This window comes from Microbacterium gilvum, from assembly GCF_039543865.1.
GTDB classification, from domain to species: domain Bacteria; phylum Actinomycetota; class Actinomycetes; order Actinomycetales; family Microbacteriaceae; genus Microbacterium; species Microbacterium gilvum.
This window is the reverse complement of sequence record NZ_BAABKO010000002.1, coordinates 170,192-196,517: the sequence shown is the minus strand read 5'-3', so window position 1 is coordinate 196,517 and position 26,326 is coordinate 170,192. Positions and strand designations below refer to the sequence as shown.

Sequence of the window (26,326 nt, the reverse complement as noted above, 5' to 3'; positions counted from 1 at the left end):
CAACCCGTCCCGTTCGGCGCGTGCCGAACGGGTGGATCACACAGCGAAAGGACGAACGTGGACTCCACGATCACCAGGCGGCTCGGCCGCGGCACCGCCGCGACCCTCGCCGCCGCAGCCCTCACCCTGGCGGGCGTCGCGTTCGCCGCACCGGCGAACGCGGCGGAGAACGACGTCGTCGCCGACAGCGGCGACCTCGACTGGGGCTACAAGGAGAGCTTCCGCAACTACGTCTCGAGCGGCGGCCAGATCAGCGTCGCCGACGGCGCCGAGCGCAACGGCACGGCCGCGAACGCGGGCTTCCTGTTCCCCGTCGCGGGCGGTCACGTCGTCGACGCCGACACCGTCACGATCGACACCGCGGGCAAGGCCCAGTTCACCTACACGGCGCACTTCTTCGACGTCGCGCTCTCGAACATCTCGATCGTCGTCGACGGCGCCGAAGCGAGCATCGTCGCCGACACCTACGTGAAGGCCGACATCGCCTTCGGCTCGTTCCCGCAGGGCACCTTCAACGAGACCGACGTCGTCCTCGCCGACATCGGCTCGCCCGTCGTCACGATCGACGGCGACCAGGTCACCGTGACCGGCACGAACGTCGTCGTCACGGAGGAGGGAGCCGGCGCCAACCCGCTGTACGCGGCGGGCACCGTGCTCGACGACTTCTCCGTCACGGCCACGATCGAGGGCGCGGGCGAGACGCCCGTCGAGCCGGCGGGCGAGGACGAGATCACCGTCACCGTGCCCGAGACGACGACCCCGACCGAGCCGAGCGGGGCGTTCTCGTGGGCATGGGGCAGCGGCGACGCCGCGAGCCTCGGCACCGCGGTCGAGCAGGACGACAGCTTCGTCGCGACGGGTGCGCTCAACACCATCGTCGTCACCGACACGCGCGCCGGCGGATCGGAGCCGTACGACTGGTCGATCTCGGCGAGCGTGAGCGACTTCACGTCGGGCGCCGGCTCGTTCGGGGCCGAGAACCTCAGCTGGACGCCGTCGGTCACGTCCGCGAGCTCGGCCGTCACGCCGGGAGCGGCCGCGAGCGATCTCAGCTCGTCGACCGTGCTCGCCTCGTCGACCGCGGCCGCCAGCGCCGAGGTCGACGCCGAGCTCTCGCTGTCCGTCCCCAACGACACCCCGGCCGGCGACTACGCCGCCACCGTCACTGTCACAGCCCTGAGCTGACTCCCACCACCGCCTCCCCCGGCGTGGAAGAGGACTTCCGCGCCGGGGGGACACCCCGTCTGAACCCGGAGCCATGATCCGAACCCGCTCCGCGACCGCCGCGCTCGCCGTCGCCGTCGCCCTCCCGCTCGCCGTCGCCGCACCGGCGGCGGCCGCACCTGCCGCCGAGGCGGCGTCCGCATCCCCCGTCGCGGCGGCGTCCGCATCCGAGGGAGTCGCCTGGGGCGTCGAACCCGGCGGCGCCGAAGACCGCGCCAACTTCGACTACGAGGTCGATCCCGGCGCCGTCGTCGAAGACGCGATGGTGGTGCGCAACACGGGGACCGAGTCGCTCGCACTCGGCGTATACGCCGCCGACGCCTACACGACGGCCGAGGGGGTGCTCGACCTGCGTCTCGCCGACGAGCCGCTCGAGGACTCCGGCGCCTGGATCGCCCTCGACGTCTCCGAGATCGTGCTCGCGCCGGGCGAGTCGGCCGAGGTGCCCTTCACCGTCACGGTGCCGACGGACGCGTCTCCCGGCGACCACCCGGCCGGCGTGGTCACCTCGCTCGTCACCCGCACCGACGGCGAGCCGCTCGCCGTCGACCGCCGCCTCGGCATCCGCATCAACCTGCGCGTCGCGGGCGAGCTCGCCCCCTCCGCGGAGGTCGTCGACGCGCAGGCGGTGTTCGCCCCCTCCTGGAACCCGTTCGCCGGCGGCACCGTCACCGTCACCTACCGCCTCGAGAACACCGGCAACACGCGCGTGCTCGCCGACGACGCCGTCGCCCTCGCGGGACCGCTCGGCGTGGGCGCCGTGGCGCTCGGCGCCCAGACGACGCCGGAGGTGGTGCCCGGCTCCGTCATCGTCGTCGAGCGCGTGCTGGCCGACGTGCCCGCCATGGGATGGCTGAGCGGGGCCGTCACCCTCGCCCCCGCCGCGGTGGGGCTCGGAGCGCAGCCCCTCGCCGCCGTCACCGTCGAGCTCTCGACACCCGCCGTCTCGTGGACGCTGTGCGGACTCCTCGTCCTCGTCGTCGCCGGCGTCGTGCTCGCGCTCGTGCTCGTCCGTCGCTCCCGCGCACGCCGAGAGGAGCCGCGGATGTGAGACCTCGGCTCCGCGTCCGCGCGGAGCCGTCCGTCGCTCGACGACGTCGGCCGCGCCCCGGAAGGGGTGCCGGGGCGAGCTCAGTGGAAAGGGACTCGCCCCGGCGCGCCGGCGGCCTCGAGAACGGCGCCGTGAAGACGGCGCCGCGCTGGAAGAGAGCGCCGACCGGCGTTCTCCCGACGATACCGAAAGGCATCAGGGAAATGACTGTCATCACCCCGCGCGCGAAGCGCGCACTCCAGGCGGCAGCGGCCACGGGCGCGACGCTCGCGCTCCTCGCCGTCGCCCCGCTGAGCGCGTCGGCGGCGATCGTGCCGCTGCACATCGACAACGGCGCCGGCTCGTCGCCGGCCGCCATCTACACCGGCGGCTCCGGAAGCCACACGATCGAGATCTCGGGCGAGGGCTTCGACTACAACCCCGCCTGGGCGGGATGGCTGTTCTCCGACGCCGGCATCTACGTCGCCTTCGGGCCCGACGTCGAGATCGAGGACGTCTACCTCGAGGCGAGCACGTTCGCGTCGCACGCGGGCGGCCAGTTCTGGGTGCACAACGGCGCCGACGCGACCGCCTCTGACGAGTGGGAGCTCACGACCGCGGGCGACTTCGACGGCCTGGCCCTGACCGTGCAGTCGACGTTCTCGGATGGAGACGCGAACTCGTTCACGTGCACGAGCGGTCCGACCGACACGACCGCGGGCCGCGTCGACTGCTTCGTCTACACGCTGAGCGCCCACGGTTCTTGGGATCGCGGCAACGACAACAAGATCCCCGTCTACTTCGGCTGATCGTCCGGGGAGGGCGCCCCACGGCGCCCTCCCCTCCTCTCTCCCCTCCTTCCCTCGCGCTCCACCCGACCAGAGAGCACCCCGCCCATGGCCATCCGCCGTCGCCCGCGCCGCCTGCTCGCGGCCCTCGTCGTTCCTCTCCTCGCGCTCGGCGCCGTCGTCGGCGTCTCGAACCTCGCCTCCGCGCAGGGCGGCGCCTTCCTCGACTGGGGCGTCAAGGCGAGCTTCCGCACGTACATCACCGGCACCGCGCACGGCAGCGCGACGCTCGAGGGCGGCGTGACGCAGAACGCCGACGGCACCTACCGCTGGCCCTCGTCGAACGCGTCCTACGACGCCTCCTCGGGGGAGGTCGTGGTCGCGACCACGGGCGCCGTGCATTTCACGGGGCACGACGGCGTGCTCGACCTGCGCATCGCCGACATCGAGGCGCGCATCGCGGCCGACGGCTCGGCGACGCTGCGCGCCGACGTGACGAGCAACAAGACCACGGGGGAGACCGTGGACTACGGGCGCGTCGACCTCGCGACGCTCGACGCCACCCGCGGCGACCGCGTCGTCGGAGCGGGCACGCTCGACTGGAACGGCATCCCGACGACCCTCACGGCGACGGGGGCCGCCGCCTTCGGAGGGTTCTACGGGGCGGGCGCCGTGCTCGATCCCGTCTCGCTGAGCCTCACGGGCGACTGGGAGGCGGACGGCGAGGGCGAGGACTGGGCCGAACCGGGAACCGCGTCGCTGATGCCGGCCGGCGAGGTCGAAGGCGGCGTGAAACCCGTGCACGTCGTCGCGGACGAGGCGCGCGGCACCGTGACGATCATCGCCACGGGCTACAGCCCCTCTGTCTACTCGCAGTGCCGCGCCCACAACGTCGGCGTCTACGCCGACTGCATCGCGGCGACCACGCGCATCCCCCACCCCGACCAGGGCGAGGTCACCGCGACGATCGTCGAAGCGGCGACGGGAGACGTCCGCGCGCAGTTCGACCTCACCGAGGGGCGCACCGCATCGGTCGGTGCGAACCCCGCCTACATGCTCTACACCGCGGCCCTCGACACCGCGACGGGGGAGGTGTTCGCGCACATCGCGAACCACGGGCTCGTCGTGATCCCGCCGACGGCCGACGGCGCGGTGCAGGTGCTGACGGGCATGTCGGCATCGCCCTCGTATGCGACCGTCGATGTCGACCCGTCCGGCGGACGCCTGTTCTTCCTCGACGCGGCGAAGGGCCTCTTCACGTTCACGCGCGTCGACGGCGCCTGGACGCAGGAGCATCTGCTGTCCGAGCTCACCGGGGTCGGAGCACGCTACCTCTCGGTCGACCGGTCGACGGGTGAGGCGTGGATCTACGACGCCGGGTCGACCGCGGGCACCCGTGAGCTCTACCCCGTCACGGGCCTGCGGGCAGGGGTGCCCGTCGTGCATCGCGATCGCGCCGTGACCCTCACGACGACAGCTGCCGACACCGACAGGGCGGCCGGCATCGTGCGGGATGCGGAGACGGGCACCGTGCACGCGATCGTCAACGAGTCGCTCACCGCCGGCGGCAGCTGGATCGCCACGGTCGAGGGCGGCGCCGTCGTGGCGCACACCCCGCTTCCCGCCTATGCCACGGCGCTCTCGATCGACGGCGCTGGCCGCGTCTACGTCGTGAACTCGGCATCGAAGCTCGTGCAGGCGTTCGACGGCCGCGACCGGGCCGACGGCGTGCTGCCCCTGCGCGCCGAGCTCGTCGTCGGCGAGGGCGTCGGCGTGCCGACCTCGGTCGCGGCCGTCGGCGACCGCGTCTTCATCACGGTGCCGTCGCCGGCCGGCACCTCGTACCCCACGGCCGTCACGAACGCCAACCTCCTCACCGTCGAGCAGTACCTCGCGCAGAAGACGTACCGGACTGCGTACGTCTACGACTGGCAGGCGGCCCCGACGTTCGCGTCGCAGCCGATGTCGCAGACGGCCGTGCTCACCGCGACCGACTATCTCGACGACGGCTCCCCCGGACCTGCCGAGCCCGCCGCCGTCGTGTTCTCCGCCGAGGTGGAGGGCGCCGACGCCCTGCAATGGCAGACGTCGACGGCGTCGGGATGGCGCGATGTCGCCGACGACGGCACCCACGCGGGCGCGACGACGTCGAGGCTGACGGTGCAGGCGGGCGAGGCGCTCGCGGGCGCCGGCTACCGGCTCATCGCGCGCAGCGATGCGGGCGACGTCGTGTCGGACGCGGTCGAGCTCTCCGTCGAGGTGGTCGCCGCTCCGCGCGTGACGGCGCATCCGCAGCCGCAGGCCGTCGCGGCCGGGGCGACGGCGGTCTTCTCGGTGTCGTCGCTCGGCGCACCTGAACCCGCGGTGACCTGGCAGCGGGCCGAAGGCGGCGGATGGGTCGACATCGTCGACTCGGACGTCTACGCCGTGGACGGCGCGACGCTGCGGGTCACGGGCGGCGCCGACGGCGCGCTGTTCCGCGCCCGGCTCGTCAACGTCGCGGGAGAGGCGCTCACCGAGCCGGCCGCGCTCACGGTGGGCGCGCCGTCGGCGGGTGAGGTGGTCGTGACGCTCCCCGACGGGGCGACTCCGGGCGGCTCGTTCTCGTGGTCGTGGTCACCCGGCCAGGGTGCGCACCTCGGCACGGCGACGCAGGAGGGGGACTCGTTCACGGCATCCGGGTCGCTCAACACGGTCGTCGTTGACGACACCCGCACGACGGCGGCGGGATGGACGGTGTCGGCGAGCGTGAGCGACTTCGAGTCGGGCGCCGCGTCGTTCGCGGCCGACGCGCTGTCGTGGACGCCGACGGCGGTGTCGGAGAGCGCGGCGGTCGTCGCAGGCCCGGCGGCCTCGGGGCTCGCGGAGCCGCGCACGCTCGCCGTGTCGACCGGACCCGCGAGCGCCGAGCTCGGCGCGGCGCTCGCGCTGCGGATCGACGCCGACGTGCCGGCCGGAGACTATCGCGCGCTCGTCACCGTCACGGCGGTGAGCTGACTCCCGGCAGAGCGGGCGGGAGGCGGACACCGCGCAGGAGGTTGAGCCTGTGCAGGCGGTGGATCCTGGCGGGCGGTGGACACAGTGCAGGAGGTGGAGCCTGTGCAGGTGGTGGAGCCCGTGCGGAGGTGGACACAGTGCAGGAGATCCTGAGCCCCGGCCCGCGGCCTCTGCCCGGATGGTGCGGGCGCCTGTCGCGGGGGTGTGCGGATGTCCTGCGCTGTCTCCGGCGTGCCCGCCTCGGGGGTGTGTGGATCTCCTGCGCTGTGTCCTCCGTGCCCTCCGCGGGGCAGACGGTCAGGCGCATCGGGCAGGCTGAGCGGATGGGACGGAGGAGGCGGACGGCGCGGCGGAACGGCGCGCAGATCGCCGTCTCGGCCGTGAGCGGCGTAGTCGCGCTCGGCGTCATCGGCGGGCTCCTCGCCCTTGCGCTGCAGCCGGGGCAGCCGCCCGCCCCGCCGAGCCCGGCGGTCACCGCAGCCGAGCCCGCCGCACCGCTCTCCGCCGAGGAGACCCCCACCTCGGCGGACACCGCGACGGCCGCCGCCGTGGTCGACGCCGAATGGGTCGTGCGCGTGGCCGCCGCCACGGGCATCCCCGAGCGCGCGCTCTCGGCATACGCGGCCGCCGACCTGGCCGCGCGGACGCGCTACGGCTGCGCCGTCGGCTGGAACACGCTCGCGGGCATCGGATGGGTCGAGAGCCATCACGGCACCCTGCTCGGCGGCGCGATCGACGCCGACGGCGTCGCGCGCCCGGGGATCGTCGGCATCCCGCTCGACGGGACGAACGAGACCATGGCCATCCCCGACACCGACGGCGGATCGCTCGACGGCGACACGATGTGGGACCGAGCTGTCGGGCCGATGCAGTTCATCCCCGAGACCTGGGCGATCTGGGGCGTCGACGGAGACGGCGACGGCGTCGTCGATCCGCACGACATCGACGACGTCGCGCTCACCGCCGCCCGCTACCTCTGCCAGGCGCGCGGCACGCTCGAGGGATCGGACGCCTGGATCGCGGCCATCCGCTCGTACAACGACACCGACGACTACCAGCTGCAGGTCGCGGAGGCGGCGACCCGCTACGCCGCCGCAGGGTAGCGATCATCCAGATCGCGTGTGGGCGGTTTCGGCCGGTTCGGCGGCACGTCGGCGGCGGATTCCGCCCACGCACGGCGTGAGGGCTACGCGACGTCGCCGTCGACGTAGACCCAACGGCCGCCGCGCCGGGTGAAACGCGATCGCTCGGAGAGGGATCCGGGGCCATCTGCCGTCGTGAAATGCGCGACGAACGCGACCTCGTCTCCGCTCGCCTCGACGATCTCGAGACCCGTCCACACGGGGTTGTCGCGCAGATCGAGCTCGCCAGGGCGTGTGCGCGGATGCCACGTGCGCACGAGGTAGTCGGCGTCGCCGCGGGCGAAGGCGGCGTACCGGGAGCGCATGAGCTCCTCCGGCGTCGCGGCGACCCGCGCGCCGCTGTGGAGCGCGCCGCAGCAGCTCGGATAGGGGCGGCCGCTGCCGCACGGGCACGTCTCGGCGAAGCTCACGGGGCGAGCCTACGGCGTGCGTTCGAATGCCCGCCGCGCATACGCCTCCCGGGCTTCTCCCCAGCCTGTGGATAACCATGTGGAGAAGGTGTGCAGAGCGCTGTACGCAGTGTGGAGACGCTGTGGAGGGGCGAGACGGCAGGGCCGTGATCGCGCGGGCAGAGGCTGTGCACAGACCGCGGAGGGGAAGGTATGCACCGCGCGGAATGCCTGGAGGGATGTGCGAATGCCCGGCGGCGACGTTCGAACGCCGCCGCCGGACGCGGAGGGTGCTGCCCGTCGCACGTCCTGCTGCTCGGGAGGGCAGATCGTGCGACGCGAGCAGCTGGTCACGCGGCGTCGTCGCGGCGGTGGGGTCGTCCGAAGCCGTGGCGGCGGTGGTCGCCCTGGGCCATGCCGGCGCCGTGCCGGCGGTCCGGGCCGACGCAGCGGTCGTGGTTCTGGTCCGGGTCGAAGCCGTGGCGGCGGTGATCGCCCTGGCCCATCCCCGCGCCATGCCGGGGGCCCGTGGCGACGTCGCGCCGACGTCGCCCTCCCCGGTCGTGACCGTGGCCTCGGTGCGGGTCGAACCCGTGGCGGTCGTCCGGCCCGAAGCCGCGGCCGTCCGTCCGGAACCCGTGGTCGCGCGCGTGCCCGTTGCCCGGCCCGAACTCGCGCTCGCGCCCGTGGCCCGGCCCGAACTCGCGCGCGTGGTCCGGCCCGAACTCGCGCCCGTGGCCCTGCCCGAAGTCGCGCCCGTGGTCCGGCCCGAAGTCGCGCCCGTGCCCGTGGCCCTGCCCGATGTCGCGCCCGTGGCCCTGCCCGATGCCGTGTCCGTCCGGCCCGAAGCCGCGCCCGAACCCGTGGTCGCGCCCGTGCCCGTGCCCCGGTCCGAACGTGCGCCCGTGCCCCGGCCCGAACCCGTGGCCGCGCACCGGCCAGGCACCGTGCGCCTCCGGCTCGACGCCGCGGCGCCGGCCGCGGGGCTCGGCTCGTCCTGCGCGCTTCCCACGGCGGGGGAGCGGCGCGCCCTCCTCCCATCCGAGTGCGCGTGCGATCGACTCGAGTGAGGCGATCGTCGTGGCGAGGTCGTCGGCGGGCACGGCCGCCGCGACGCGCTCGCGCACGGCGGCGACCGCCGTCGTCATGCGGGCGAGGGCGGCGCGTCCGTCGTCGGTGAGCGTCCACTCCCCGTCCTCGAGCGCGGTCCATCCGCGGTCGGCGAGACGCGCGACCCGATGCGGCTTGCGTGCGAGACGGTCGTGGAGACCCGGGGCGTCGACGGTTCCGGCGAGCGCGTTCAGCAGACGCCAGTCGCGGCGGTCGACGTGCTCGGACGCCAAGGCGTCGTCGATCTCCCGGGCGAGCACGGCGTCGGCGGCCGTGAGCCAGAACCCGAGCGGGCGGCGCGCGGTGCGGTCGGTGTCGGGGACGTCGGGTGTGTCGGGTGTGTCGGGTGTGTCGGGTGTGTTCGTGTCGGTGGTCATGGTGATCCTCTCGTCGCGGATCGGTGGCGCCCTGTCGGCACCGGCGGATCGATCCGCTTCATATGTCAGATGACATGTATGCATGATGACATGCAAGATCGGTGCATGTCAAATGTCATGTATTTTGGATTCCATGTCCGACGCGCCCGCCGCCCGCATCGCCGCCGCCCTCGCACGCCTGCGTCTCGGGCGCCGAGGGGGCGAGGGCCCGTTCGGGCGACCCCCGGGCTTCGAGGGGCGCCGGCCGGATGGCGCGGCTCCGTTCCCCGGGGCCGATGGACGCGGCCCGTTCGCGCACGGACACGGCCATCCGCACGGGCCCCATGGCGACCATCCGCACGGGCCGTTCGGCCGCTCGGTGGCGCGGATGCGATTGCTCGAGGTGCTCGTGTCGGCGGATGCGCCGCTGTCGGTCGGGCAGATCGCCGAGCGTCTCGGCGTCGACCAGCCGCGGGCGAGCCGCCTCGTGACCGCCGTCGTGGAGACCGGGCACGCTCGGCGCGAGGCCGACCCCGACGACGCCCGCCGCACGCTCATCGTCCTCACGGACGAGGGGAGGTCTCTCGCCACCCGCACCCGCGGCGCCCGCGCCGACGCGGTGGAGGAGGCTCTCGGGGGATTCACCGACGCCGAGCGCGAGCAGCTCGCCGCGCTGCTGACCCGCCTCGCCGACGCGTGGCCGCAGCGACCGCCCACCCCCTGAGCGGGGCCCGCCCCCGGCGCGCCCCGCCCCGCGGATGCAGCGCAGGAGATCCCTCCATCGCACGGGGTGCCATCCGCAGAGTCGCGTGCCAGACCGGCTGCGCCGAGCGCGGATCTCCTGCGGTGTGCACGCCCGCCCCGCGCCCGTGCTGCCCGCCCGCCCCCGCCATCCCGCGCAACACGGAACGCCGGGCGGCCGAAGCGGCCGCCCGGCGTTCCGGGTCACGCCGGGATCACTCCCCGGCGGTCACCGCGATGCGCATGGTTCCGGCCTTCGCGTCGGCCTTCACGACCTGGATGGTCGTGCCCGTGCCGCCGACGATGACGGAGTTCTGCGGGTTGCTCTCGTCGTAGTACGCGTACGGGTCGGTGTCGTCGAACACCGCGACCGGCTTCTGCTTGCCGACCGTGAGCGTCGTCATGCCCGCCTCCGTCTCGCGGTGCAGCGACAGCTTGTCGGTCTTGTCGAGGCCGAACGTCGCGTCGAACGACTGGATGCGGTTGCGGGCGACCGTGCCGTCCGACCACGTCAGAGCCGCCGCACGGGCGTCGACGGGGAGCGCCTCGCCGCCGCCCGGGTGGGCGGAGACGTTGTTGTCGGCGTAGAGCGAGTTCGCGTACCAGATGAGAAGTCCGTCCTGGTAGCGGTAGTGCTCGACGGTGTTCGGCGCCGACGTCGACCAGCCGAAGTTGTACGGACCCTCCGCGAGCGTGAGGTCGTACCCGCCGTACGCGCGGTTCTCGGCGATGTAGTAGTGCGTGTAGGGCACCGTGTATCCGCCGCCGTCGATCAGCACGAAGCCGTCGAGCGTCCAGCCCGCGCCGTCGTCCTCGACGTCCGTCGCGAGGGCGTCACCCACGGCGATGTCGTCGACCTGGAACCCGGGGTTCGACACGGCGCCGTCCGTGACGTACCGGAAGCGGATCTGCGCGTCGGCGCCGGCGTAGGCCGACAGGTCGGCCGAGAGCGGCGCCCAACCGTCGGTCGCCCCCGTGATGCCGTTGCCGAGGTTCGCCCCGTTCGGGTCGTCCGTCGTCGAGTGGTCGGTCGCGAGCGCCGTCCAGGTGGCGCCGCCGTCGGTCGTGATCTCGGCGTACGCGTAGTCCCACTCCGCCTCGATGTCGTACGACACCTGCGCCGTCAGCGCGCCGTCCGCGGGAACCGTGAAGACCGGGCTCGTCACGGTCGTGTCGAGGCCGTCTCCGCTGCCGGAGAAGAAGTACTTCGTCCCGGATGCCGCGGGCCCCGTCTCGATGAACTCCTCGCCGTCCGGCAGGTTGACGATGACCGCCTGCGGGCGCGTCGTCGCGTGGAACGACGGTCCGAGGTCGATCGTCGCCGACGTGCCGGCGTCGACCGTGGCGTAGTCGAGCCAACCGAGGAAGAGCTTCTCGGTCGCGCCCATGTGGTTGGGCGTCGTACCGATCGCGCCGTCGCCGTGGCCGAGCCACGAGCCGGAGCTCATGAGCGTCCAGAACGCGGTGCCGTTCTCGCCGCCGTCGGTGTCGTAGTAGTCGGGCAGTCCGAGATCGTGGCCGAACTCGTGCGCGAACACCCCGAGGCCGCCGTTCTCGGGCTCCGTCGTGTAGTCGCGGATCCAGATGTCGGTGTCGCCGATGCGCACGCCGCCGACCTTGGCGTAGTCGGCCGGTCCCTCCGTGCCGAGGCCCGACTGGCCGACGGCCCAGCGGTGTGACCAGATCGCCCACTCGGGTGCTCCGGCCTCCTCGCCCTCTCCTGCGTGGATGGCCTGGAAGTGGTCGATGTAGCCGTCCGGCTCGTTCGAGATGCCGTCGCCGTCGAGGTCGTAGCGGTCCCAGACGTCGTACTGCTGCAGCTCCGCGACGATCTCGTCCTGCGTCAGGCCGGCGGCCACCTGGGCGTCGTACCAGGCGTCGGCAGAGTCCTGGATGAAGCGCGTCATGTCGTCCTGCGACTCCGTCTGGCCGTACGAGGCCTCCGCGTACGGCACCGTGACCCAATCCGACACGTCGCCCTGCAGATCGAAGCGGCCGGACGACATCTCGTCGTAGACGCCCGCGAACGACTCGCCGCCCTGGTCCTCGAGGCCGGTGAAGAACATCTCGAGGAAGTGCTCGCGCGAGAAGTCCTCCTCCCAGTAGGTGGAGTTGTCGCCCTCGGCGGGCGCGGGGATCTCGTTGTGCAGCGGTCCCGACGCGGGGGCGTCGGGGAAGCGCGTGTCGGCCTCGTCGCCGAACTCGACGAGGATCGAGAACAGCTGGGCGGTCTCCTGGACGCCGTACTCGACGTAGTCGCCCGGCGCGATCTCGACGACGCGCGTCTTGCTCTTGCCGGACCCGCGCTGCTGGATGTCGGCCTGCCCGGTCGCGACGAGCTCGGCGGCCTGCTGCTTCTCCTCCGTGCGCTTCTCGGCGAGGGGGTCGGGCCGGTTGTCCTCCTGCGCGGTGGCGGCGGCGTCGAGCGGCGGGGTCTCCTCCGCCGCGCCGGGTGCCGCGGTGGCGGCGGTCGGGACGAACGCGCCAGCGAGCAGGATCGCTGCTCCCAGGGCGCATGCGGTGCGTGACTTCACTGTTCCTCCGAGGGATGTCGTCGCGCCGGCGGTCGGCCGGCGCCCGGAACCCGCACGGCGACCTCGCCGAGCGGGCGGATGATCCGAACCTAGGCACCCAGGTGTTACACAGGAATGTCCTGCGGCGTTTCGCGCATGGGGAGTTCTGCCCATGCCCCGAGCGGCCGGTCGATCGGGCTCCCGGACGATCGGTCGGATGGTCCGGACGTCGCGTCGGAAGGAACGCGCCGCGGGGGCGTTGACCTCCGTCATGACCGACACGCTCTCCCTGACGGCTCCCGCGCCCGCCCGGCCCCGCTTCCGCTCCGCGGCGCTCGTCGTCATGATGCTCACGAGCTTCCTGCTCGTCACCGCGGAGTTCCTGCCCAACGGCGTGCTCACGGAGTTCGCCCGCGACCTCGGCGTCACACCGGGACAGGCCGGGCAGGCCGTCACGGTGACGGCCCTCGTCGGCTTCCTCGTGGCGCCGACGATCGGCCTGCTCGTGCCGAGGCTCGACCGCCGCACGCTCCTCGTGTGGCTCGCCTTCGCGGCAGCCGCGTCGAACCTCCTCGTCGCGATCGCGCCGTCGCTCGCGATCGTGCTCGCCTCGCGCGTGCTGCTGGGGGCAGCGCTGAGCGGCTTCTGGGCGATGTCGCTCACGGTGTCGGCGCGGATCGCCGGGCCGGAGCGGCTGGGGCGCGCCGTGATGTTCACGACCGCCGGGACGTCGCTCGCTACGGTGCTCGGCGTGCCGCTCGGCGTCCTGCTCTCGACGATCGCCGACTGGCGTGCCGTGTTCGCCGGCGCCGCCGTCGTGACGGCGGCGGTGGGCGTCGCCGTGCGCCTGCTGCTGCCGCGCGTGCCGTCCGAGAGCGCGGCGAGCCTGGGGATCCTCGCGAGCACGCTCCGCCGACCCGGCATCGGGCTCGGGCTCTCCGGCCATGTTCTGACCGTCTTCGGGCACTTCACGGCGTACACCTACATCCGGCTCGCGCTCGAGCGCATCCAGCAGGATGGCGAACCGCTGGCCGAGGGGTCGATCGTCGTCCTGCTCGCGCTCTTCGGCGTGGGCGGCCTCGTCGGCAACATCGTGACGGGGGCGATCGTCGACCGCCACCTGGCCCTGCTGTCGGCCGTCGTCCCCGTGCTCGTCGGGCTCCCGATCGTCGCGGTCGTCGTGTGGCCGACGTCGCTCGGCGTCGTCGGGGCCGCCGTGGTCGTGTGGGGCGCCGCCTTCGCCGCGTGGCTCATCGTGCTGAACGCCTGGATCGGACGGCGACTGCCGGACCGGCTCGAGGCAGGGGGCGGTCTCGTCGTGGCGGGCTTCCAGCTCGCGATCATGCTCGCCGCGGCCGTCGGCGGGCTGCTCGTCGACGCCGCCGGCGTGCAGGCCGCCTACCTCACGGGCATCGCGGCCGTCGCGGTCGGCGCGACGCTCTTCGGGATCGCCGGCAGGCGCTGACGACGCGCGCGCCCGGCGCTGCCGTCTCGGGCCGTCAGACGACCGCGCCGGCCCGCCACGCCGTCGGGGTCATCCCCGTGTGGCGGCGGAACGCGCGGCTGAAGCCCTCGTCCGAGCCGTAGCCGAGCGCGCGCGACGTCTCCGACACGGTCGCGCCGGCGAGCAGCGCCTTCGCCGCGGCCATCCGCACGCCCGTCACATAGCCGAGGGGAGCCGCCCCCGTCGCGGCGCGGAAGCGCTCGGCGAACACGGTCCGCGACATCGTCGCCATCGCGGCGAGCGCATCGAGCGTCCAGCTGCGGCCGGGGTCGCGGTGGATGGCCTCGAGCACGTGGGCGAGGTGCGGATCGGAGGAGCGCGCGGGCCATCCGGCGGGGGCGCAGCCCGCCTCGGTCCACGCGCGCAGCAGCGCGAGCACGACCGTCGTCGCCATCAGCCCGCAGATGACGGGGTCGCCGGAGCGCGGCGTCGTGCCGGGGCCGAGGGTCGCGGCGAGGGCGGCGGCCGTCGGCTCCAGCGCCGCGAAGCCGTAGACCGACACGACGTCGGGGATGACGTCGAGCAGATGCGCGGCGGCCGACGCGTCGCGCAGCCGCGCCATGACGAGCGAAGCGCCCGCCGAGCTCTCCAACCGCACGTCCGCGCGGCCCATCGCGATGAGGGCGTCGCCCTCGACGAGCGCGCTGTCGGGCGCCGGGTGCAGCTGCGCATCCTCGGCGACGGCGCAGCCGACGCGGCTCCCGCCCTCCGCTGTCGCCGAGCCGGCGGCGACGTAGACGAGCAGCGTCTCGCCCGCAGGGAGGGCGAGACGTCCGCCGGCGTCGATCTCCGGGCGGCTCGCCTCGACGAGCCGCCAGTCGAGCGTCGCCAGCAGGTGCTCGAGGGCGTGCGGATCGCCGCCGGTCACGTGTTCGTCGCTCCGCTCATGCCGGAGCCAACGCGTGCCGCGGCGTGCTTCTTCCCGGGAGAGCGTGCGCGGCCCCCGCATCCGGCCCGGATGCGCCGGCCCGGATGCGCGGGCTCAGATCAGGCTGTGGCGGCGGAACGCGTTCGCGAGGCCGCCCTCGTCGAGGGGATCGGTGACCTCGTCGGCCGCCTCCTTGGCTTCGAGCGTGCCGTTGCCCATGGCGATGCCGAGGCCGACCGCCTCGAGCATCTCGAGGTCGTTGTTGTTGTCGCCGATCGCCACGGCGTCGGCGATGTCGATGTCCAGGCGGTCGAGCAGCTCGACGATGGCACTGCCCTTCGTCACGCCCGGCATCGAGACCTCGCCGCTCGCCGTGCCCATCCCGGGGATGGTTCCCGTGATCACGGTGAACTCCGCGCCGAGCGCCCGCACGACGGCGTCGTAGGCGCCGAGGTCGTCGCCCGAGAAGACGGCCTTCGCGGTGAGGTCGTGGCGCAGCGGGGCGATCTCGCCGAGGTAGCGGCCGAGCCCGCGCTCGGCCGTGCCGGGGTCGCCGTCGGGGAGGCCGAGCTGCTGCCGCAGGCGCGCCTGCATCCCGGGGGTCGGGTGGGCGTACTCGCGGCCCTGCAGGACGTAGTCGAGCCCGAGCGCCTCGAGCTCCTCCTGCAGGCGGCGGCAGGCGTCCTCCGGCATGAGGTGCTCGACGACCCAGGCGCCGTCGTGCTCGACGAACGCCCCGGCGCCCGCGACGATGCCGTCGAATCCGATGTCGGTGACCTTCTCGTCGATCTCGAGCGGGGTGCGGCCCGTCGCGAGGAACACGAGGTGCCCGTTCGCCCGTGCGCCGCGGATGGCCGCGATCGTCGAGGCGGGGATGGTGCCGTCGTGGTCGAGGATCGTCCCGTCGATGTCGAGGAACACGATGCGGCGGCGGGAGGAGCGGGTCATCCCCCGACGCTACCCCGCTGCCCTGCGGACATGCCGCAGGAGATCCGGCGGCCGACGGGGCGCGATGCGGGCCATCCCGGGCGCTCTGGTCGCGCTTCGCGCTGGATCTCCTGCGATGCGTCCGGCGCGGGGCGCGCTACCGCGTCGCCCTGACCGGGAGCAGCAGGAGGAAGCCGGCGAGGAGCACGATGACGAGGCCGAGAATCCCGAAGGCCGTCTGCCCCGTGATCGCGATGAGGGCCGCCCACGCGGCCGAGGCCATCCAGCTCGCGGCGCGGCCCGTCGTCGCGTAGAGGCCGAAGATCTCGCCCTCGCGGCCGGCGGGCGTGACGCGCGCGAGGAACGAGCGCGATGCGGCCTGGGCCGGCCCGACGAAGACGCACAGCGCGAGGCCGCCGATCCAGAACACCGTGCGGCCCGCGCCGACGAGGGCGAAGACGGCGAGCCCCGAGACGACCATCGCCGCGAGCGAGAAGAGGATGATGCGCTTCGGCCCGAACCGGTCGTCGAGGCGGCCGGCGACGATCGTCGAGATGCCGGCGATGAGGTTCGCGGCGACGCCGAAGATCACGAGGTCGAGGAACTCGAAGCCGAAGACGGCCGAGGCGATGACGGCTCCGAACGTGAAGACGCCGGCCAGGCCGTCGCGGAAGACGGCGCTCGACAGGAGGAACCAGAACGTGTGCCGCGTCGCAGGCGATCGATAGAGCCCCGTGACATCGCGCACGAGCAGGCGGTACGACTGCAGGAAGCCCGCGCGCCGCTCCGGACGGCCGAGCGAGGGCTCTGGCACCTTGAGGAAGATCGGGATCGAGAACGCGATCGTCCACAGCGCGCAGCCGACGGCGATGAGGCGGAAGGGGAGCCCGCCCTCCTCGGACAGTCCGAACCAGTCGGCGACGTAGAAGACGATCACGAGGACGAGGGCGACGATGCCGCCGAGGTACCCGAATCCCCAGCCGAGTCCGGAGACGCGGCCGATCGTCTTCGACGTCGCGATGCCGACGAGCATGGCGTTGGAGTTGACCGCCGCGATCTCGCCGAACACGGTGCCCGCCGAGATGAGCGCGACCCCGAGCCAGAACAGGGCGGGTGCCGGTTCGACGAACCACAGGCCGAGCATGCAGGCGGCCAGTGCACCCGTGCCGATGCCGAGCCACAGCTTCTGCCGTCCCGCGGCATCCGCCTGCTGACCCAGGACGGGAGCGACGGCGAGGATGAGGAGGCCGGCGATCGTCGTGCCCCAGCCGAGTCCCGAGGTGAGGTCGGCGATGGCGGCGACCTTGACGGGATCGTCGTCGGCGAGCGCCCGCACCTCGGGGGCGAGGAAGACGTCGGTCGTGAGATAGAGCGCCGTGAAGATGAACGTGAGGATGACGGTGTTGAAGGGCTGCGTCGCCCAGTCCCACAGCGCCCACGCGAAGATCGTGCCACGGGTCGTGGAGCGCTGCTCGGCGAGGTCGAGGCCCATGACGGGGAGCGCTCCGCTGTCGGCTGTCGCGGGCGGGGCGGGCGGATGCGCGGAGTCGGGCATGTCGGTCACGCTAGGCCTCCTCGGTGAACGCGCGGTGGCGCCCCCTCGCGCCCCTTCCCGCCGAGACTAGCGCCCGCTCACGCGCCGTACGCCCGCCACAGCCGGGCGTAGCCGTCGCCCGCCGCGAGCAGCTGCGCGTGAGTGCCCTCCTCGACGACCCGGCCGGCGTCCATCACGACGACGCGGTCGGCGGCGCGCGCCTGCTCCAGCCGGTGCGCGATCGTGAGCGTCGTGCGCCCCGCGGCGAGCCGCAGCGCCGCCCGGTCGAGCACGTCGCCGTCGGCGCTCCCCGCCTCGGACGCCGCCTCGTCGAGCACGAGCACGTCGGGGTCGACGAGGCGCACGCGCGCGAGGGCGAGCTGCTGCCGACGCACCTCGGTGAGCTCCTGCCCGCCTGCCCCGACGGCGGTCGAGAGCCCGTCGGGGAGGCGTGCGGCCCACCCGTCCGCCCCCGCTGCCGCGAGCGCTCCACGGAGCGCCTCGTCGTCGGCGTCGGGCGCGGCCATCCGCAGGTCGTCGGCGAGCGCGCCTGCGAAGACGTGGTTCTCCTGCGTGACGAGCACGATGCGCGGGGCCGCCGCACCCGTGAAGCGCACCGACCCGCGCTCGACGTCGAGTCGTCCGCAGACGAGCGCGGCGAGCGTCGACTTGCCTGCACCGCTCGCGCCGACGATCGCGACATGCTCGCCGGGCCGGATGGCCAGGCTCACGTCGTCGAGCACCACGCGTTCGCCGTACGCATGGCTGAGCCCCGAGATCTCGATCCCGACCGGTGCCCGCGCGCCGGCGCTCACGTCCGCCGCCGTCTCCACCGGCTCGTCGAGCACGCCCACGAGTCGCGCGAGGCTCGCCGCGGCGCGCTGCAGGTCGTCGAACCCGGCGAGCACGGTGCCCATCGGGCCGAAGAGGTTCAGGAACATCAGGGCGGCGGCCGTCGCGGCGCCGATGCTCGCCGCTCCGCTGCGCACGAGGGCGAAGCCGATGACGAGGACCGCGGCGAGCCCTGCGAACTCCGCCATGTTGAGCCGGCCCCAGAACCGCGCGCTCAGCCGAGTCGCGCGCATCGACAGGTCGGCGGTGAGGCGGGCCGACTCGTCCACGCGCTCCTCCGCCATCCGCGTCGTGCCGAAGGCGGTCAGGGTCCCGCGCGCCTCGATGGCCTCGAGCATGCGCTGCGATCGCTCGCCCGCTGCGGCCCGCGATGCGCGGTAGACGGGCATGGACCTCCGCAGGTGCCGACGCAGCGCGAGCCACTGGATGGGCACGGCGACGCAGGCCGCCAGCGTCAGCCGCAGGTCGATCGCCCCGAGCCCGGCCGCCGCCGCCGCGATCGAGAAGGCGGCCGCCGCCGTGCCGGGGACGACCGACGACACGGTGTCGCCGACGACCGCGACATCGCCGGAGACGCGCGACACGACCTCACCGCGCCCCGCGTCTTCCACGCGCCGCTCCGGCAGACGGAGCACGTGCGTCACGAGCCGGTCGCGCAGACGGGCGAGCATGCGCTCGCCGACGCGGACGACCGCGACGCGCGACCAGACCGCCGTGAGCGCCTGCACGATGACGACCGCGACGAGGGCGATGACGAGCGCGGTGACGTCGTCGCGCTCGCGCGCGGTCACGGCGTCGACGACGGCGCCGAGCACGAGAGGGCTCGCGACGCCGGCCGCGGCGCCCGCGGCGAGCGCCGCGACGGCGACGGCGAAGCCGGCGGCCTGGCCGCGCACGAGCTCTCCGAGCGCGCGCCGCGTGCGGCGGGAGTCTGCGGTGGCGAGGGGCAGGCTCATGCGGGCTCTCCGACGAGGTCGTCGGCCGTGACGACGCGGTCGCACACGGCCAGCAGCGCACGGCTGCGGGTGAGGAGGATGGTCGTGCGCCCGGAGCGCAGCTCGCGGATGCCGGCCGCGATGCGCGACTCGGTCACGGCGTCGACCGCCGTCGTCGGCTCGCGCAGGGCGAGCACGACCGCGTCGGAGGCGAGTGCCCTCGCCAGCGCGACGCGCTGGCGCTGGCCGCCCGAGAGCAGCCGGCCGCGCTCGCCGACGGCCCTGTCCCATCCGTCGACGGCCAGGACGTCTTCGAGCGCCGCGGCGGTGGCGATGTCATCCCGGCTGCGCACGCCGACGTTGTCGGCGACCGTGCCCGTGAGGATGGCCGCCTCATGGGGAGCGGACACCACGCGCGCGACGCCCGGCGACGGGGGACGCAGGAGCGGCTCGCCGTCGACGAGGGCGGTGCCGTGGGCGGCGGGTGCGACGCCGCCGAGCAGCGCCTCCAGGGCGCGGGCGCGCTCCTCGTCGGCGTCGACGCCGACGAACTCGCCCGCCGCGATGTCGAGGGCGAGGCCGGCGAGCGGCCCCCCGTCCGCGCCGACGATCCGCACGGCCCCGAGGGGAGCTGCGACGTCGGCGTGCGGGGACGTCTCGACGCCGGACGCGAACTCCTCGATGCGGCGGCGCGATGCGCGCACCGTTGCGAGCTCCGCGCCCGTGAAGGCGAGCGAGGTGAGAGGCCACTGCAGGAACTGTGCGAGGCCGATCACCGTGACGAGCTGGCCCACCGTGATCGTGCCGTCGAGCGCGGCATTCGACGCCAGCACCGCCAGCACGACCAGGAAGGCGCCGGAGAGCAGCGCGCTGACCCCCGAGAACATGCCCTCCGCGCTGCCTGCGCGCAGGGCGGCGGCGAGCGTCGCCGCGTTCGCGCGCCCGAACCGGCGGGTGGCCTCGTCCTCGGCCCCGAGACCCTTGACGGTGCGCAGTCCCGTGAGCAGGTCCGACGCGATCGCCGAGGAGTCGGCGAGGGCCGCCTGCTCGGCGGCGGAACGGCGCTCGAGCGGGCGCGTGACGAGGTGCACGGACAAGGCGAGGAGCGGCGTCGTGACGAGCACCGTGATCCCGAGCGGGACGGAGATTGCGAGGAGACCCGCCGCCGCGACCGCGATCGCGACGGCGAAGGCGGCCGCGCGGCCGAGGATCCAGGCGACCGACGCGGTCTCTGACACGTCGGAGGTGAGGAGCGACAGCGCCTCGCCGCCCCCGCGCCGTGCGCGGCCGGAAGGGTCGAGCGCGCGCGAGAGGAGATCGCGGCGGACCGCGTAGTCCATGTCGACGTAGAGGCGCATGGCGGCGAGCTCGCCCATCCGCCACGACGACAGCAGCGCCGCGAAGACGACCGCCAGCAGGCCGATGCCGATCGCGAGGCCCGCGGGGTCCGAGCCCGAGATGGCGACGTCGATGACGATCCCGACGGCGATGGGCACGGCGGCCTCGCAGGCCTGATGCAGCGAGAATCCGAGCGAGGCGCGGGCGAGGAGACCGCGTCGTCCGCGGATCCAGGGGGAGACGAGGGTGGGCACGTCGTGGTAGCTTAGGGTCGCCTAACCTTGACGACAAGACGACAGGTGGACAGAGGATGTCGCAGATCGGACAGGATGCCCCGCCCGTCTGGCGCATCGGCACGAACTCCTTCGACGTGTCCGATCGCGTGGAGTGGGAGAAGCACGTCCACGAGGCTCGCCACGAGCTGCTCTGGGGCAGCAGGGGAACCCTCACCGCCGAGACCGACGACGGCTACTTCGCCGTCCCCGGAGCGCTCGGCCTCTGGATCCCCGCCGGCGTGGCGCATCGCGTGGTCGCGGCCGCCGGCACGGCGTTCCGCTGCACGTTCGTGGAGGCCGAGATCGCGCCCGTCGCGCCGTCGACGACGGCCGTCGTCATCCCCGAGGTCGTCCGCGCCCTGCTCGACCGGCTCGAGGCGGCCCCGTACCTCGCGCCCGCCGCCCGCCTGCACGCCGAGGAGCTCGCGCTCGGACTGCTCGAGCCCGTCGAGGTCGCGACGGTCGACCTGCCTATCCCCTCCGACGAGCGCACCCGGCGCGTGGCCGAGGCCATCCTCGCCGATCCGTCCGACGACAGGACCATCGAGGACTGGGGTCGCCATGTGGGTGCGAGCGCGCGGAACCTCTCCCGGCTCTTCGTCGCCGAGACGGGCATGAGCTTCGCCGGGTGGCGCACGCGCGCCCGCATGCGCAGGGCGATCGAGTGGCTCGCCGCCGACCACACCGTCGTGAGCGTGAGCCGACGGGCCGGGTACGCCACGCCGAGCGCGTTCGTGCAGGCGTTCCGGCGCGAGATCGGCCGGACGCCGGGGGAGTACGCATCGGCACGCAGCCGATCCGCGCGCATCTCGGCCTGAGCGCGACACGATCTGTCCGGATGGCGACAATCGGCCGGTTCATACTGGGTTAGCCAAGCCTTACTTAAGGCGGTCGGCTCCCCCGAACCCTCCCGGAAGACACCACCATGCGCTCCACAGCTCTGACGTTCGCCGCGCTCGCCGCGACGGGCCTCCTGCTCGCCTCGTGTGCGAGCTCGACCACCTCGACCGAGGCCGACGACGCGGCGACCGTCGCCGTGACGACGCCGACCGGCGCCGACATCGAGATGCCGGCCGAGCCGCAGGCCGCCCTCGGCTTCTACACGACCGACGTCGACCTGCTCATCACGCTCGGCTTCGAGCTCGCCGGCACGCAGCCGATCCGCGACGACTTCACCGCGTTCCCCGACTTCTTCCCGCAGGAGGAGCTCGCGGGCCTCGACACCTTCGGGAACTTCCCCGAGTTCAACCTCGAAGCGGTGCTCGAGGCCGAGCCCGACTTCATCCTCAACGGCCTCGGCTACGAGGAGGACCTCGACGGGCAGCTGCAGAAGATCGCCCCGACCTACACGTACAACGCGTTCGACGGCGGCGACTGGCGCGACGTCGCGGCGCAGGCGGCCGTCGACCTCGGGCGCGAGGACGAATGGCAGGCATGGGTCGACCAGTACGAGGCGCGCGTCGCCGACATCCGCGAGCGGCTGGACGCCGCCGACATCCACCCCGTCGTCGCCGACATCGGCCTGTGGGAGGGGCAGGTGACGACGTCGTGCTACGGCGTGCCGTGCCTCGTCCTCGCCGACCTCGGCCTCGAGATGTCGCCGCTCATGAACGCGACCGACGAGGGCCTCCCCGCGGGCGACGAGTACACCGAGCTCAGCCCCGAGCAGGTCGGCCAGCTGGAGGGCGTCGACATCGCCTTCACGGGGGCGAACGAAGACGGCTCCGTGGCGGTCGAGACGGACGAGGCACTCACGGGCAACGCGCTCTGGAACGCGCTGCCGTTCGTGCAGAACGGCGAGATCCACGGCTTCAACTACGAGATGCTCTACGGCTCGCCCAGCGGTCAGGACGCCTTCCTGAGCGTCGTCGAGGAGGCGCTGCTCGGATGACCGTGAACCTCGTGCACCGCGTCGTCGTGCAGCGCGTCGAGCGCCTGAGCCCCGGGATGGCGCGGGTCGTCTTCGGCGGAGACGGCCTGGAGGGCTTCGTCTCGACCGGGGTCGGCGACGAGTACCTGCGCGTCTTCTTCCCCCAGGAGGGCCGCGAGGAGCCGAAGCTGCCGTTCCCCACGGACAACGGCTACTGGGACTATCCGGAGGGCGTCGAGCCCGCCCCTCTGCGCACCTACACGGTGCGCGGATGGGACGAGGAGGCTCGCGAGCTCACGATCGACTTCGTCGTGCACGACGGCGGCGTCGCGGCGGCCTGGGCGCTGCGCGCACAGCCGGGCGACGTCGTCGGGGTCAACACCCCCAAGGGCCTGTACGATCCGCCGGCCGGCATCGCCTGGCAGCTGCTCGTCGCCGACGCGACCGGGCTCCCCGCCGCCGCGCGGCTCGCGGAGACGGCGCCCGCGGGCGTCCGCACACGCGTCGTCGTCGAGGTCGCCTCCGCCGCCGACGAGCTCCCCCTCGTGGTGCCGGACGGCGTCGAGCTGCACTGGGTGCACGGCGGCAACGGCCACGCGCCCACCCGGATCGAGGAGATCGTGCGCGCCTCGGAGCTGCCGTCCGGACCCGGCTACGTCTGGGTCGCCGGCGAGACGAAGGCGACGCGGGGCGTCCGCCGCCACCTGCGCCACGGGCTGAAGCTGCCCTCCGACGCGTACAAGGTCATCGGCTACTGGACGGAGCACGCGGAGGCCTGGCGCGAGCGCTACGACGCGCTCGACGACGCCGTCCGCGACCGCCTCATGGCGATGTGGGACGACGAGTCGCGCCCGCAGGAGGAGATCGAGGACGCGTACGAGGCCGAGCTCGAGAAGCTGGGGCTCTGATCGGATGGCCGGTCCGGCTCTCGACGAGGCGGCCTCCGACGCGATGCCCGCCGATGCGAGCACCGCGAGGCGGGGGCTCGTCGTGCTCGCCCTCGCCGGGGCCCTCGCTGTCGTGTGCGTCGCGAGCATCGTGCTCGGATCGCAGCGCATCGGGCCGGATTCGGTCTGGGCGGGGCTCGTGACGGGCGAGGGCGACGCGGGCGCCATCGTGCGCGACATGCGGATCCCCCGCACCGTCGTCGGCCTCGCGGTCGGGGCCGCCCTCGGCATCGCCGGCGCCCTCATCCAGGGGTTCACGCGCAACCCCCTCGCCGATCCGGGCATCCTCGGCGTCAACGCGGGGGCGAGCCTCGGCGTCGTCGTGGGACTGGCCTTCTTCGGCGTCGCGTCGGCGAGCGGGTACATCTGGTTCTCGTTCGCCGGCGCGATCGTCGCCACCGTGCTCGTCTACCTCATCGGATCGGCCGGAGGTCGTGCCCCCGATGCGCTGCGGATGACGCTGTCGGGCGTCGCGCTCGGGGCCGTCATGGGCGGCGTCGTCGCCGCGATCGGCCTCCTCAACCCGCGGGTGTTCGACTCCATGCGCTCGTGGAACGTGGGATCGCTCACGGCGATCGCCGCCGACGCCTACACGGTTCTCCCGTTCCTCGCGGCCGGCATCGTCATCGCGTTCTGCCTCGCGCCCTCGCTCAACGCGCTCGCGCTCGGCGACGACCTCGCCACGGCGCTCGGCTCGCGCGTCGTGCTCACCCGCATCCTGTCGATCGTCGCCGTGACGCTGCTCTGCGGCGCCGCGACGGCCGCGGCGGGCCCCGTCGCGTTCGTCGGCCTCATGGTGCCGCACGTCGTGCGCTGGATGGTCGGCCCGCATCAGGGATGGATCCTCGCGGGAACGCTCTTCGCCGCGCCGCTCCTGCTGCTCGCGGCCGATGTCGTCGGCCGGCTCGTGCTGCCCACGGGCGAGCTCCCCGTGTCGATCGTGACCTCGGTCATCGGCGCGCCCGTGCTGATCGCCCTCGTGCGCCGCCGGAATGCGAGCGCGTTGTGACCGCCGCCCTCGACGCCGGGCGCCGTGTCGTCGTCCTCCGCACGCCGATCGCGTCGCGCCGCATCGGCGTGCGCGCGGCCGCGGTCACGGCGGCGGCGGCCGTGCTGGCCGCCGCCGTCGGCGTGGTCGCGCTCACGCTGGGGGAGTCGGCCCTGAGCGTGCCCGAGGTCCTCGGCGCCCTCGCGGGGACGGGCGAGCCGCGCGCGCGGCTGGTCGTCGTCGAGTGGCGCCTGCCGCGCGTGCTCGCAGGCCTCCTCTTCGGCGTCGCGCTCGGGGTCGGCGGCGCGATCTTCCAGTCGCTCACGCGCAATCCGCTCGGCAGCCCCGACATCATCGGGTTCGACGCGGGCGCCTACACGGGCGCGCTCCTCGTCATCACCACCGTGGGGACGGGCGTCGCGGCCACCGCGGCGGGCGCCATCGCGGGCGGCGCGGCGACGGCGCTCGTCGTGTACCTCCTCGCGTTCCGCCGGGGCTTCCAGGGGTTCCGGCTCATCATCGTCGGGATCGGCATCGCGTCGATGCTCTCCTCGCTCAACAGTTGGATCATCCTCAACGCCGACCTCAACCTCGCGCTCCTCGCGAGCGCCTGGGGTTCGGGCTCGCTCAACGCCGTGACGTTCGAGCAGGTCGCCGTGGCGGCCTGCGTCATCGTGCCGCTCGCGATCGCCGCAGCCTGCCTCGCCGACCGGATGCACCTGCTCGAGCTGGGAGAAGACGCCGCGGCGGCGCTCGGCGTGCGCACGGGCGCCGTGCGCGTCGCGCTCATCGTCGTCGGCGTCGGCATCACGGCCGTCGTCACGGCGATGGCGGGCCCGATCGCGTTCATCGCGCTGGCCGCCCCTCAGATCGCACGGCGTCTGACCGGCTCGGCCGGCGTGACGCTCACGGCATCCGCCGCGGTGGGCGCGCTCCTCCTCGTCGCGAGCGACGTGCTCGCCCAGCGGCTGTTCGCGCCGTCGCAGCTCCCCGTCGGCCTCGTCACGGTGTGCCTCGGCGGCGTCTACCTCATCTGGCTGCTCATCCAGGAAGCGAGAAGGCGATGACCCTCACCTCCGCACCATCCACCCTCTCCTCGATAGCGCAGGCGAAGCTCGCCACGCGCGACGTGTCGCTCGGCTACGACGGCCGCGCCGTCGCCGAGCACCTCGACGTCGAGATCCCCGTCGGATCGTTCACGGTCGTCGTGGGGCCGAATGCGTGCGGCAAGTCGACGCTCCTGCGTGCGCTCGCGCGACTCATCCGGCCGACGCAGGGGGAGGTGCTGCTCGACGGCAAGGCGATCACGGCGCTGCCCACGCGAGAGATCGCCCGACGGCTGGGGCTGCTGCCGCAGACGTCGATCGCCCCCGACGGCATCCGCGTGTCCGACCTCGTGGCGCGCGGCCGCCATCCGCACCAGACGATCCTGCGCCAGTGGTCGACATCCGACCAGGCCGCCGTCACGGCCGCGCTCGAGGCGACCGCGACGACGGAGCTGTCGGGGAGGCTCGTGGACGAGCTCTCGGGCGGGCAGCGGCAGAGGGTGTGGGTCGCGATGCTGCTCGCGCAGGAGTCGCCCACGATGCTGCTCGACGAGCCGACGACGTTCCTCGACATCGCGCACCAGTACGAGCTGCTGAGGCTGTTCCGCCGGCTCCACGGCGAGGGGCGCACCGTCGTGGCCGTGCTGCACGACCTCAACCAGGCGGCGCGCTTCGCCGACCGCATCGTCATGATGCGCGCGGGCGAGGTCGTCGCCGCCGGCGCTCCCGCGGAGGTCGTCACCGCGGAGCGGGTCGAGCAAGTCTTCGGCCTGCCGTGCACGGTCATCCCCGATCCGCACTCGGGCACCCCGCTCGTCGTGCCGCTGTGACGGGCGACGACGACTGCGGCGATGTCAAACCTGAGCCGACTCATATCAAGTTCGCTTGACAGCATGACGCCTTCGTCGTACCCTTGAGTCAGCGCGACTCAACCCGCGCGACGACTTCAGGC

General features: G+C 73.5%; 21 protein-coding genes. 13 read left to right on the top strand and 8 right to left on the bottom strand.

Annotation, left to right across the window (positions count from 1 at the left end; genetic code table 11):
• Positions 1-57: 57 nt before the first annotated feature.
• The 5 genes from ABD998_RS06705 to ABD998_RS06685 all read left to right on the top strand — a co-directional run bounded on the left by ABD998_RS06705 (position 58) and on the right by ABD998_RS06685 (position 7,142).
• Positions 58-1,185: an HtaA domain-containing protein gene (locus tag ABD998_RS06705; protein ID WP_345437305.1), complete on the top strand. Its 1,128-nt coding sequence runs from the start codon at positions 58-60 to the stop codon at positions 1,183-1,185.
• A gap of 73 nt (positions 1,186-1,258) precedes the next feature.
• The gene (locus ABD998_RS06700; protein ID WP_345437303.1) at positions 1,259-2,275 is read left to right on the top strand and encodes a WxL protein peptidoglycan domain-containing protein; all 1,017 of its coding nucleotides are present in this window, start codon (positions 1,259-1,261) and stop codon (positions 2,273-2,275) included.
• 203 nt (positions 2,276-2,478) lie between these two features.
• Entirely contained in the window at positions 2,479-3,063 is a 585-nt protein-coding gene (locus ABD998_RS06695) for a hypothetical protein (protein WP_345437301.1), read from the top strand.
• 87 nt (positions 3,064-3,150) lie between these two features.
• A complete protein-coding gene (locus ABD998_RS06690) occupies positions 3,151-6,039 on the top strand; it encodes an HtaA domain-containing protein (RefSeq protein WP_345437299.1) in 2,889 nt (962 codons plus the stop codon).
• Between the two features lie 323 nt (positions 6,040-6,362).
• Complete coding sequence (locus ABD998_RS06685; RefSeq protein ID WP_345437297.1) at positions 6,363-7,142, top strand: lytic murein transglycosylase; 780 nt, start codon at positions 6,363-6,365, stop codon at positions 7,140-7,142.
• An 83-nt stretch (positions 7,143-7,225) separates the two neighbouring features.
• On the opposite strand, the gene ABD998_RS06680 is transcribed toward ABD998_RS06685, so the two are convergent.
• Both ABD998_RS06680 and ABD998_RS06675 read right to left on the bottom strand, forming a co-directional pair.
• On the bottom strand, positions 7,226-7,591 hold the full coding sequence (locus tag ABD998_RS06680) for a YchJ family protein (RefSeq protein WP_345437295.1): 366 nt from the start codon (positions 7,589-7,591) through the stop codon (positions 7,226-7,228).
• A 329-nt stretch (positions 7,592-7,920) separates the two neighbouring features.
• Positions 7,921-9,057 carry a hypothetical protein gene (locus ABD998_RS06675; protein WP_345437293.1) on the bottom strand — a complete coding sequence of 379 codons (1,137 nt, stop codon included), beginning with the start codon at positions 9,055-9,057 and terminating at the stop codon, positions 7,921-7,923.
• A gap of 133 nt (positions 9,058-9,190) precedes the next feature.
• On the opposite strand from ABD998_RS06675, the gene ABD998_RS06670 reads away from it, so the two are divergent.
• Positions 9,191-9,760 carry a MarR family winged helix-turn-helix transcriptional regulator gene (locus ABD998_RS06670; RefSeq protein WP_345437291.1) on the top strand — a complete coding sequence of 190 codons (570 nt, stop codon included), beginning with the start codon at positions 9,191-9,193 and terminating at the stop codon, positions 9,758-9,760.
• 232 nt (positions 9,761-9,992) lie between these two features.
• Here ABD998_RS06670 and ABD998_RS06665 read toward each other — a convergent pair whose 3' ends face one another.
• On the bottom strand, positions 9,993-12,311 hold the full coding sequence (locus ABD998_RS06665; protein WP_345437289.1) for an immune inhibitor A domain-containing protein: 2,319 nt from the start codon (positions 12,309-12,311) through the stop codon (positions 9,993-9,995).
• 250 nt (positions 12,312-12,561) lie between these two features.
• Here ABD998_RS06665 and ABD998_RS06660 point away from each other — a divergent pair, with 250 nt between their 5' ends.
• Positions 12,562-13,755 carry an MFS transporter gene (locus tag ABD998_RS06660; RefSeq protein WP_345437287.1) on the top strand — a complete coding sequence of 398 codons (1,194 nt, stop codon included), beginning with the start codon at positions 12,562-12,564 and terminating at the stop codon, positions 13,753-13,755.
• Positions 13,756-13,789: 34 nt separating this feature from the next.
• Here ABD998_RS06660 and ABD998_RS06655 read toward each other — a convergent pair whose 3' ends face one another.
• From ABD998_RS06655 to ABD998_RS06635, 5 genes are all read right to left on the bottom strand, one after another.
• The gene (locus tag ABD998_RS06655; protein WP_345437285.1) at positions 13,790-14,662 is read right to left on the bottom strand and encodes a helix-turn-helix transcriptional regulator; all 873 of its coding nucleotides are present in this window, start codon (positions 14,660-14,662) and stop codon (positions 13,790-13,792) included.
• Positions 14,663-14,776: 114 nt separating this feature from the next.
• Positions 14,777-15,610: an HAD family hydrolase gene (locus ABD998_RS06650; RefSeq protein ID WP_345437283.1), complete on the bottom strand. Its 834-nt coding sequence runs from the start codon at positions 15,608-15,610 to the stop codon at positions 14,777-14,779.
• Positions 15,611-15,746: 136 nt separating this feature from the next.
• Positions 15,747-17,144, bottom strand: coding sequence for an MFS transporter (locus ABD998_RS06645; protein WP_345438246.1), 1,398 nt, complete (start codon positions 17,142-17,144; stop codon positions 15,747-15,749).
• 77 nt (positions 17,145-17,221) lie between these two features.
• The gene (locus ABD998_RS06640) at positions 17,222-18,931 is read right to left on the bottom strand and encodes an ABC transporter ATP-binding protein (protein ID WP_345437281.1); all 1,710 of its coding nucleotides are present in this window, start codon (positions 18,929-18,931) and stop codon (positions 17,222-17,224) included.
• Positions 18,928-20,502: an ABC transporter ATP-binding protein gene (locus ABD998_RS06635; protein ID WP_345437279.1), complete on the bottom strand. Its 1,575-nt coding sequence runs from the start codon at positions 20,500-20,502 to the stop codon at positions 18,928-18,930. Before ABD998_RS06635 ends, ABD998_RS06640 begins: the two co-directional genes overlap by 4 nt.
• A 56-nt stretch (positions 20,503-20,558) precedes the next feature.
• On the opposite strand from ABD998_RS06635, the gene ABD998_RS06630 reads away from it, so the two are divergent.
• From ABD998_RS06630 to ABD998_RS06605, 6 genes are all read left to right on the top strand, one after another.
• The gene (locus tag ABD998_RS06630; protein ID WP_345437277.1) at positions 20,559-21,341 is read left to right on the top strand and encodes a helix-turn-helix transcriptional regulator; all 783 of its coding nucleotides are present in this window, start codon (positions 20,559-20,561) and stop codon (positions 21,339-21,341) included.
• Between the two features lie 107 nt (positions 21,342-21,448).
• Positions 21,449-22,414, top strand: coding sequence for an ABC transporter substrate-binding protein (locus ABD998_RS06625; protein WP_345437275.1), 966 nt, complete (start codon positions 21,449-21,451; stop codon positions 22,412-22,414).
• A complete protein-coding gene (locus tag ABD998_RS06620; RefSeq protein WP_345437273.1) occupies positions 22,411-23,301 on the top strand; it encodes a siderophore-interacting protein in 891 nt (296 codons plus the stop codon). Before ABD998_RS06625 ends, ABD998_RS06620 begins: the two co-directional genes overlap by 4 nt.
• A 4-nt stretch (positions 23,302-23,305) precedes the next feature.
• The gene (locus ABD998_RS06615) at positions 23,306-24,349 is read left to right on the top strand and encodes an iron chelate uptake ABC transporter family permease subunit (protein WP_345437271.1); all 1,044 of its coding nucleotides are present in this window, start codon (positions 23,306-23,308) and stop codon (positions 24,347-24,349) included.
• On the top strand, positions 24,346-25,395 hold the full coding sequence (locus ABD998_RS06610; RefSeq protein WP_345437269.1) for a FecCD family ABC transporter permease: 1,050 nt from the start codon (positions 24,346-24,348) through the stop codon (positions 25,393-25,395). Before ABD998_RS06615 ends, ABD998_RS06610 begins: the two co-directional genes overlap by 4 nt.
• A complete protein-coding gene (locus tag ABD998_RS06605) occupies positions 25,392-26,204 on the top strand; it encodes an ABC transporter ATP-binding protein (protein WP_345437267.1) in 813 nt (270 codons plus the stop codon). Before ABD998_RS06610 ends, ABD998_RS06605 begins: the two co-directional genes overlap by 4 nt.
• Positions 26,205-26,326 lie beyond the last annotated feature (122 nt).

Excerpts from the sequence above, each read along its gene's own strand:
- ABD998_RS06620 (WP_345437273.1), top strand. The coding sequence starts at position 22,411 with ATGACCGTGAACCTCGTGCACCGCGTCGTCGTGCAGCGCGTCGAGCGC.
- ABD998_RS06645 (WP_345438246.1), bottom strand. The coding sequence starts at position 17,144 with ATGCCCGACTCCGCGCATCCGCCCGCCCCGCCCGCGACAGCCGACAGC.
- ABD998_RS06690 (WP_345437299.1), top strand. The coding sequence starts at position 3,151 with ATGGCCATCCGCCGTCGCCCGCGCCGCCTGCTCGCGGCCCTCGTCGTT.
- ABD998_RS06615 (WP_345437271.1), top strand. The coding sequence starts at position 23,306 with ATGGCCGGTCCGGCTCTCGACGAGGCGGCCTCCGACGCGATGCCCGCC.
- ABD998_RS06695 (WP_345437301.1), top strand. The coding sequence starts at position 2,479 with ATGACTGTCATCACCCCGCGCGCGAAGCGCGCACTCCAGGCGGCAGCG.
- ABD998_RS06670 (WP_345437291.1), top strand. The coding sequence starts at position 9,191 with ATGTCCGACGCGCCCGCCGCCCGCATCGCCGCCGCCCTCGCACGCCTG.
- ABD998_RS06650 (WP_345437283.1), bottom strand. The coding sequence starts at position 15,610 with ATGACCCGCTCCTCCCGCCGCCGCATCGTGTTCCTCGACATCGACGGG.
- ABD998_RS06605 (WP_345437267.1), top strand. The coding sequence starts at position 25,392 with ATGACCCTCACCTCCGCACCATCCACCCTCTCCTCGATAGCGCAGGCG.
- ABD998_RS06660 (WP_345437287.1), top strand. The coding sequence starts at position 12,562 with ATGACCGACACGCTCTCCCTGACGGCTCCCGCGCCCGCCCGGCCCCGC.
- ABD998_RS06640 (WP_345437281.1), bottom strand. The coding sequence starts at position 18,931 with ATGAGCCTGCCCCTCGCCACCGCAGACTCCCGCCGCACGCGGCGCGCG.
- ABD998_RS06685 (WP_345437297.1), top strand. The coding sequence starts at position 6,363 with ATGGGACGGAGGAGGCGGACGGCGCGGCGGAACGGCGCGCAGATCGCC.
- ABD998_RS06675 (WP_345437293.1), bottom strand. The coding sequence starts at position 9,057 with ATGACCACCGACACGAACACACCCGACACACCCGACACACCCGACACA.
- ABD998_RS06630 (WP_345437277.1), top strand. The coding sequence starts at position 20,559 with ATGTCGCAGATCGGACAGGATGCCCCGCCCGTCTGGCGCATCGGCACG.
- ABD998_RS06700 (WP_345437303.1), top strand. The coding sequence starts at position 1,259 with ATGATCCGAACCCGCTCCGCGACCGCCGCGCTCGCCGTCGCCGTCGCC.
- ABD998_RS06625 (WP_345437275.1), top strand. The coding sequence starts at position 21,449 with ATGCGCTCCACAGCTCTGACGTTCGCCGCGCTCGCCGCGACGGGCCTC.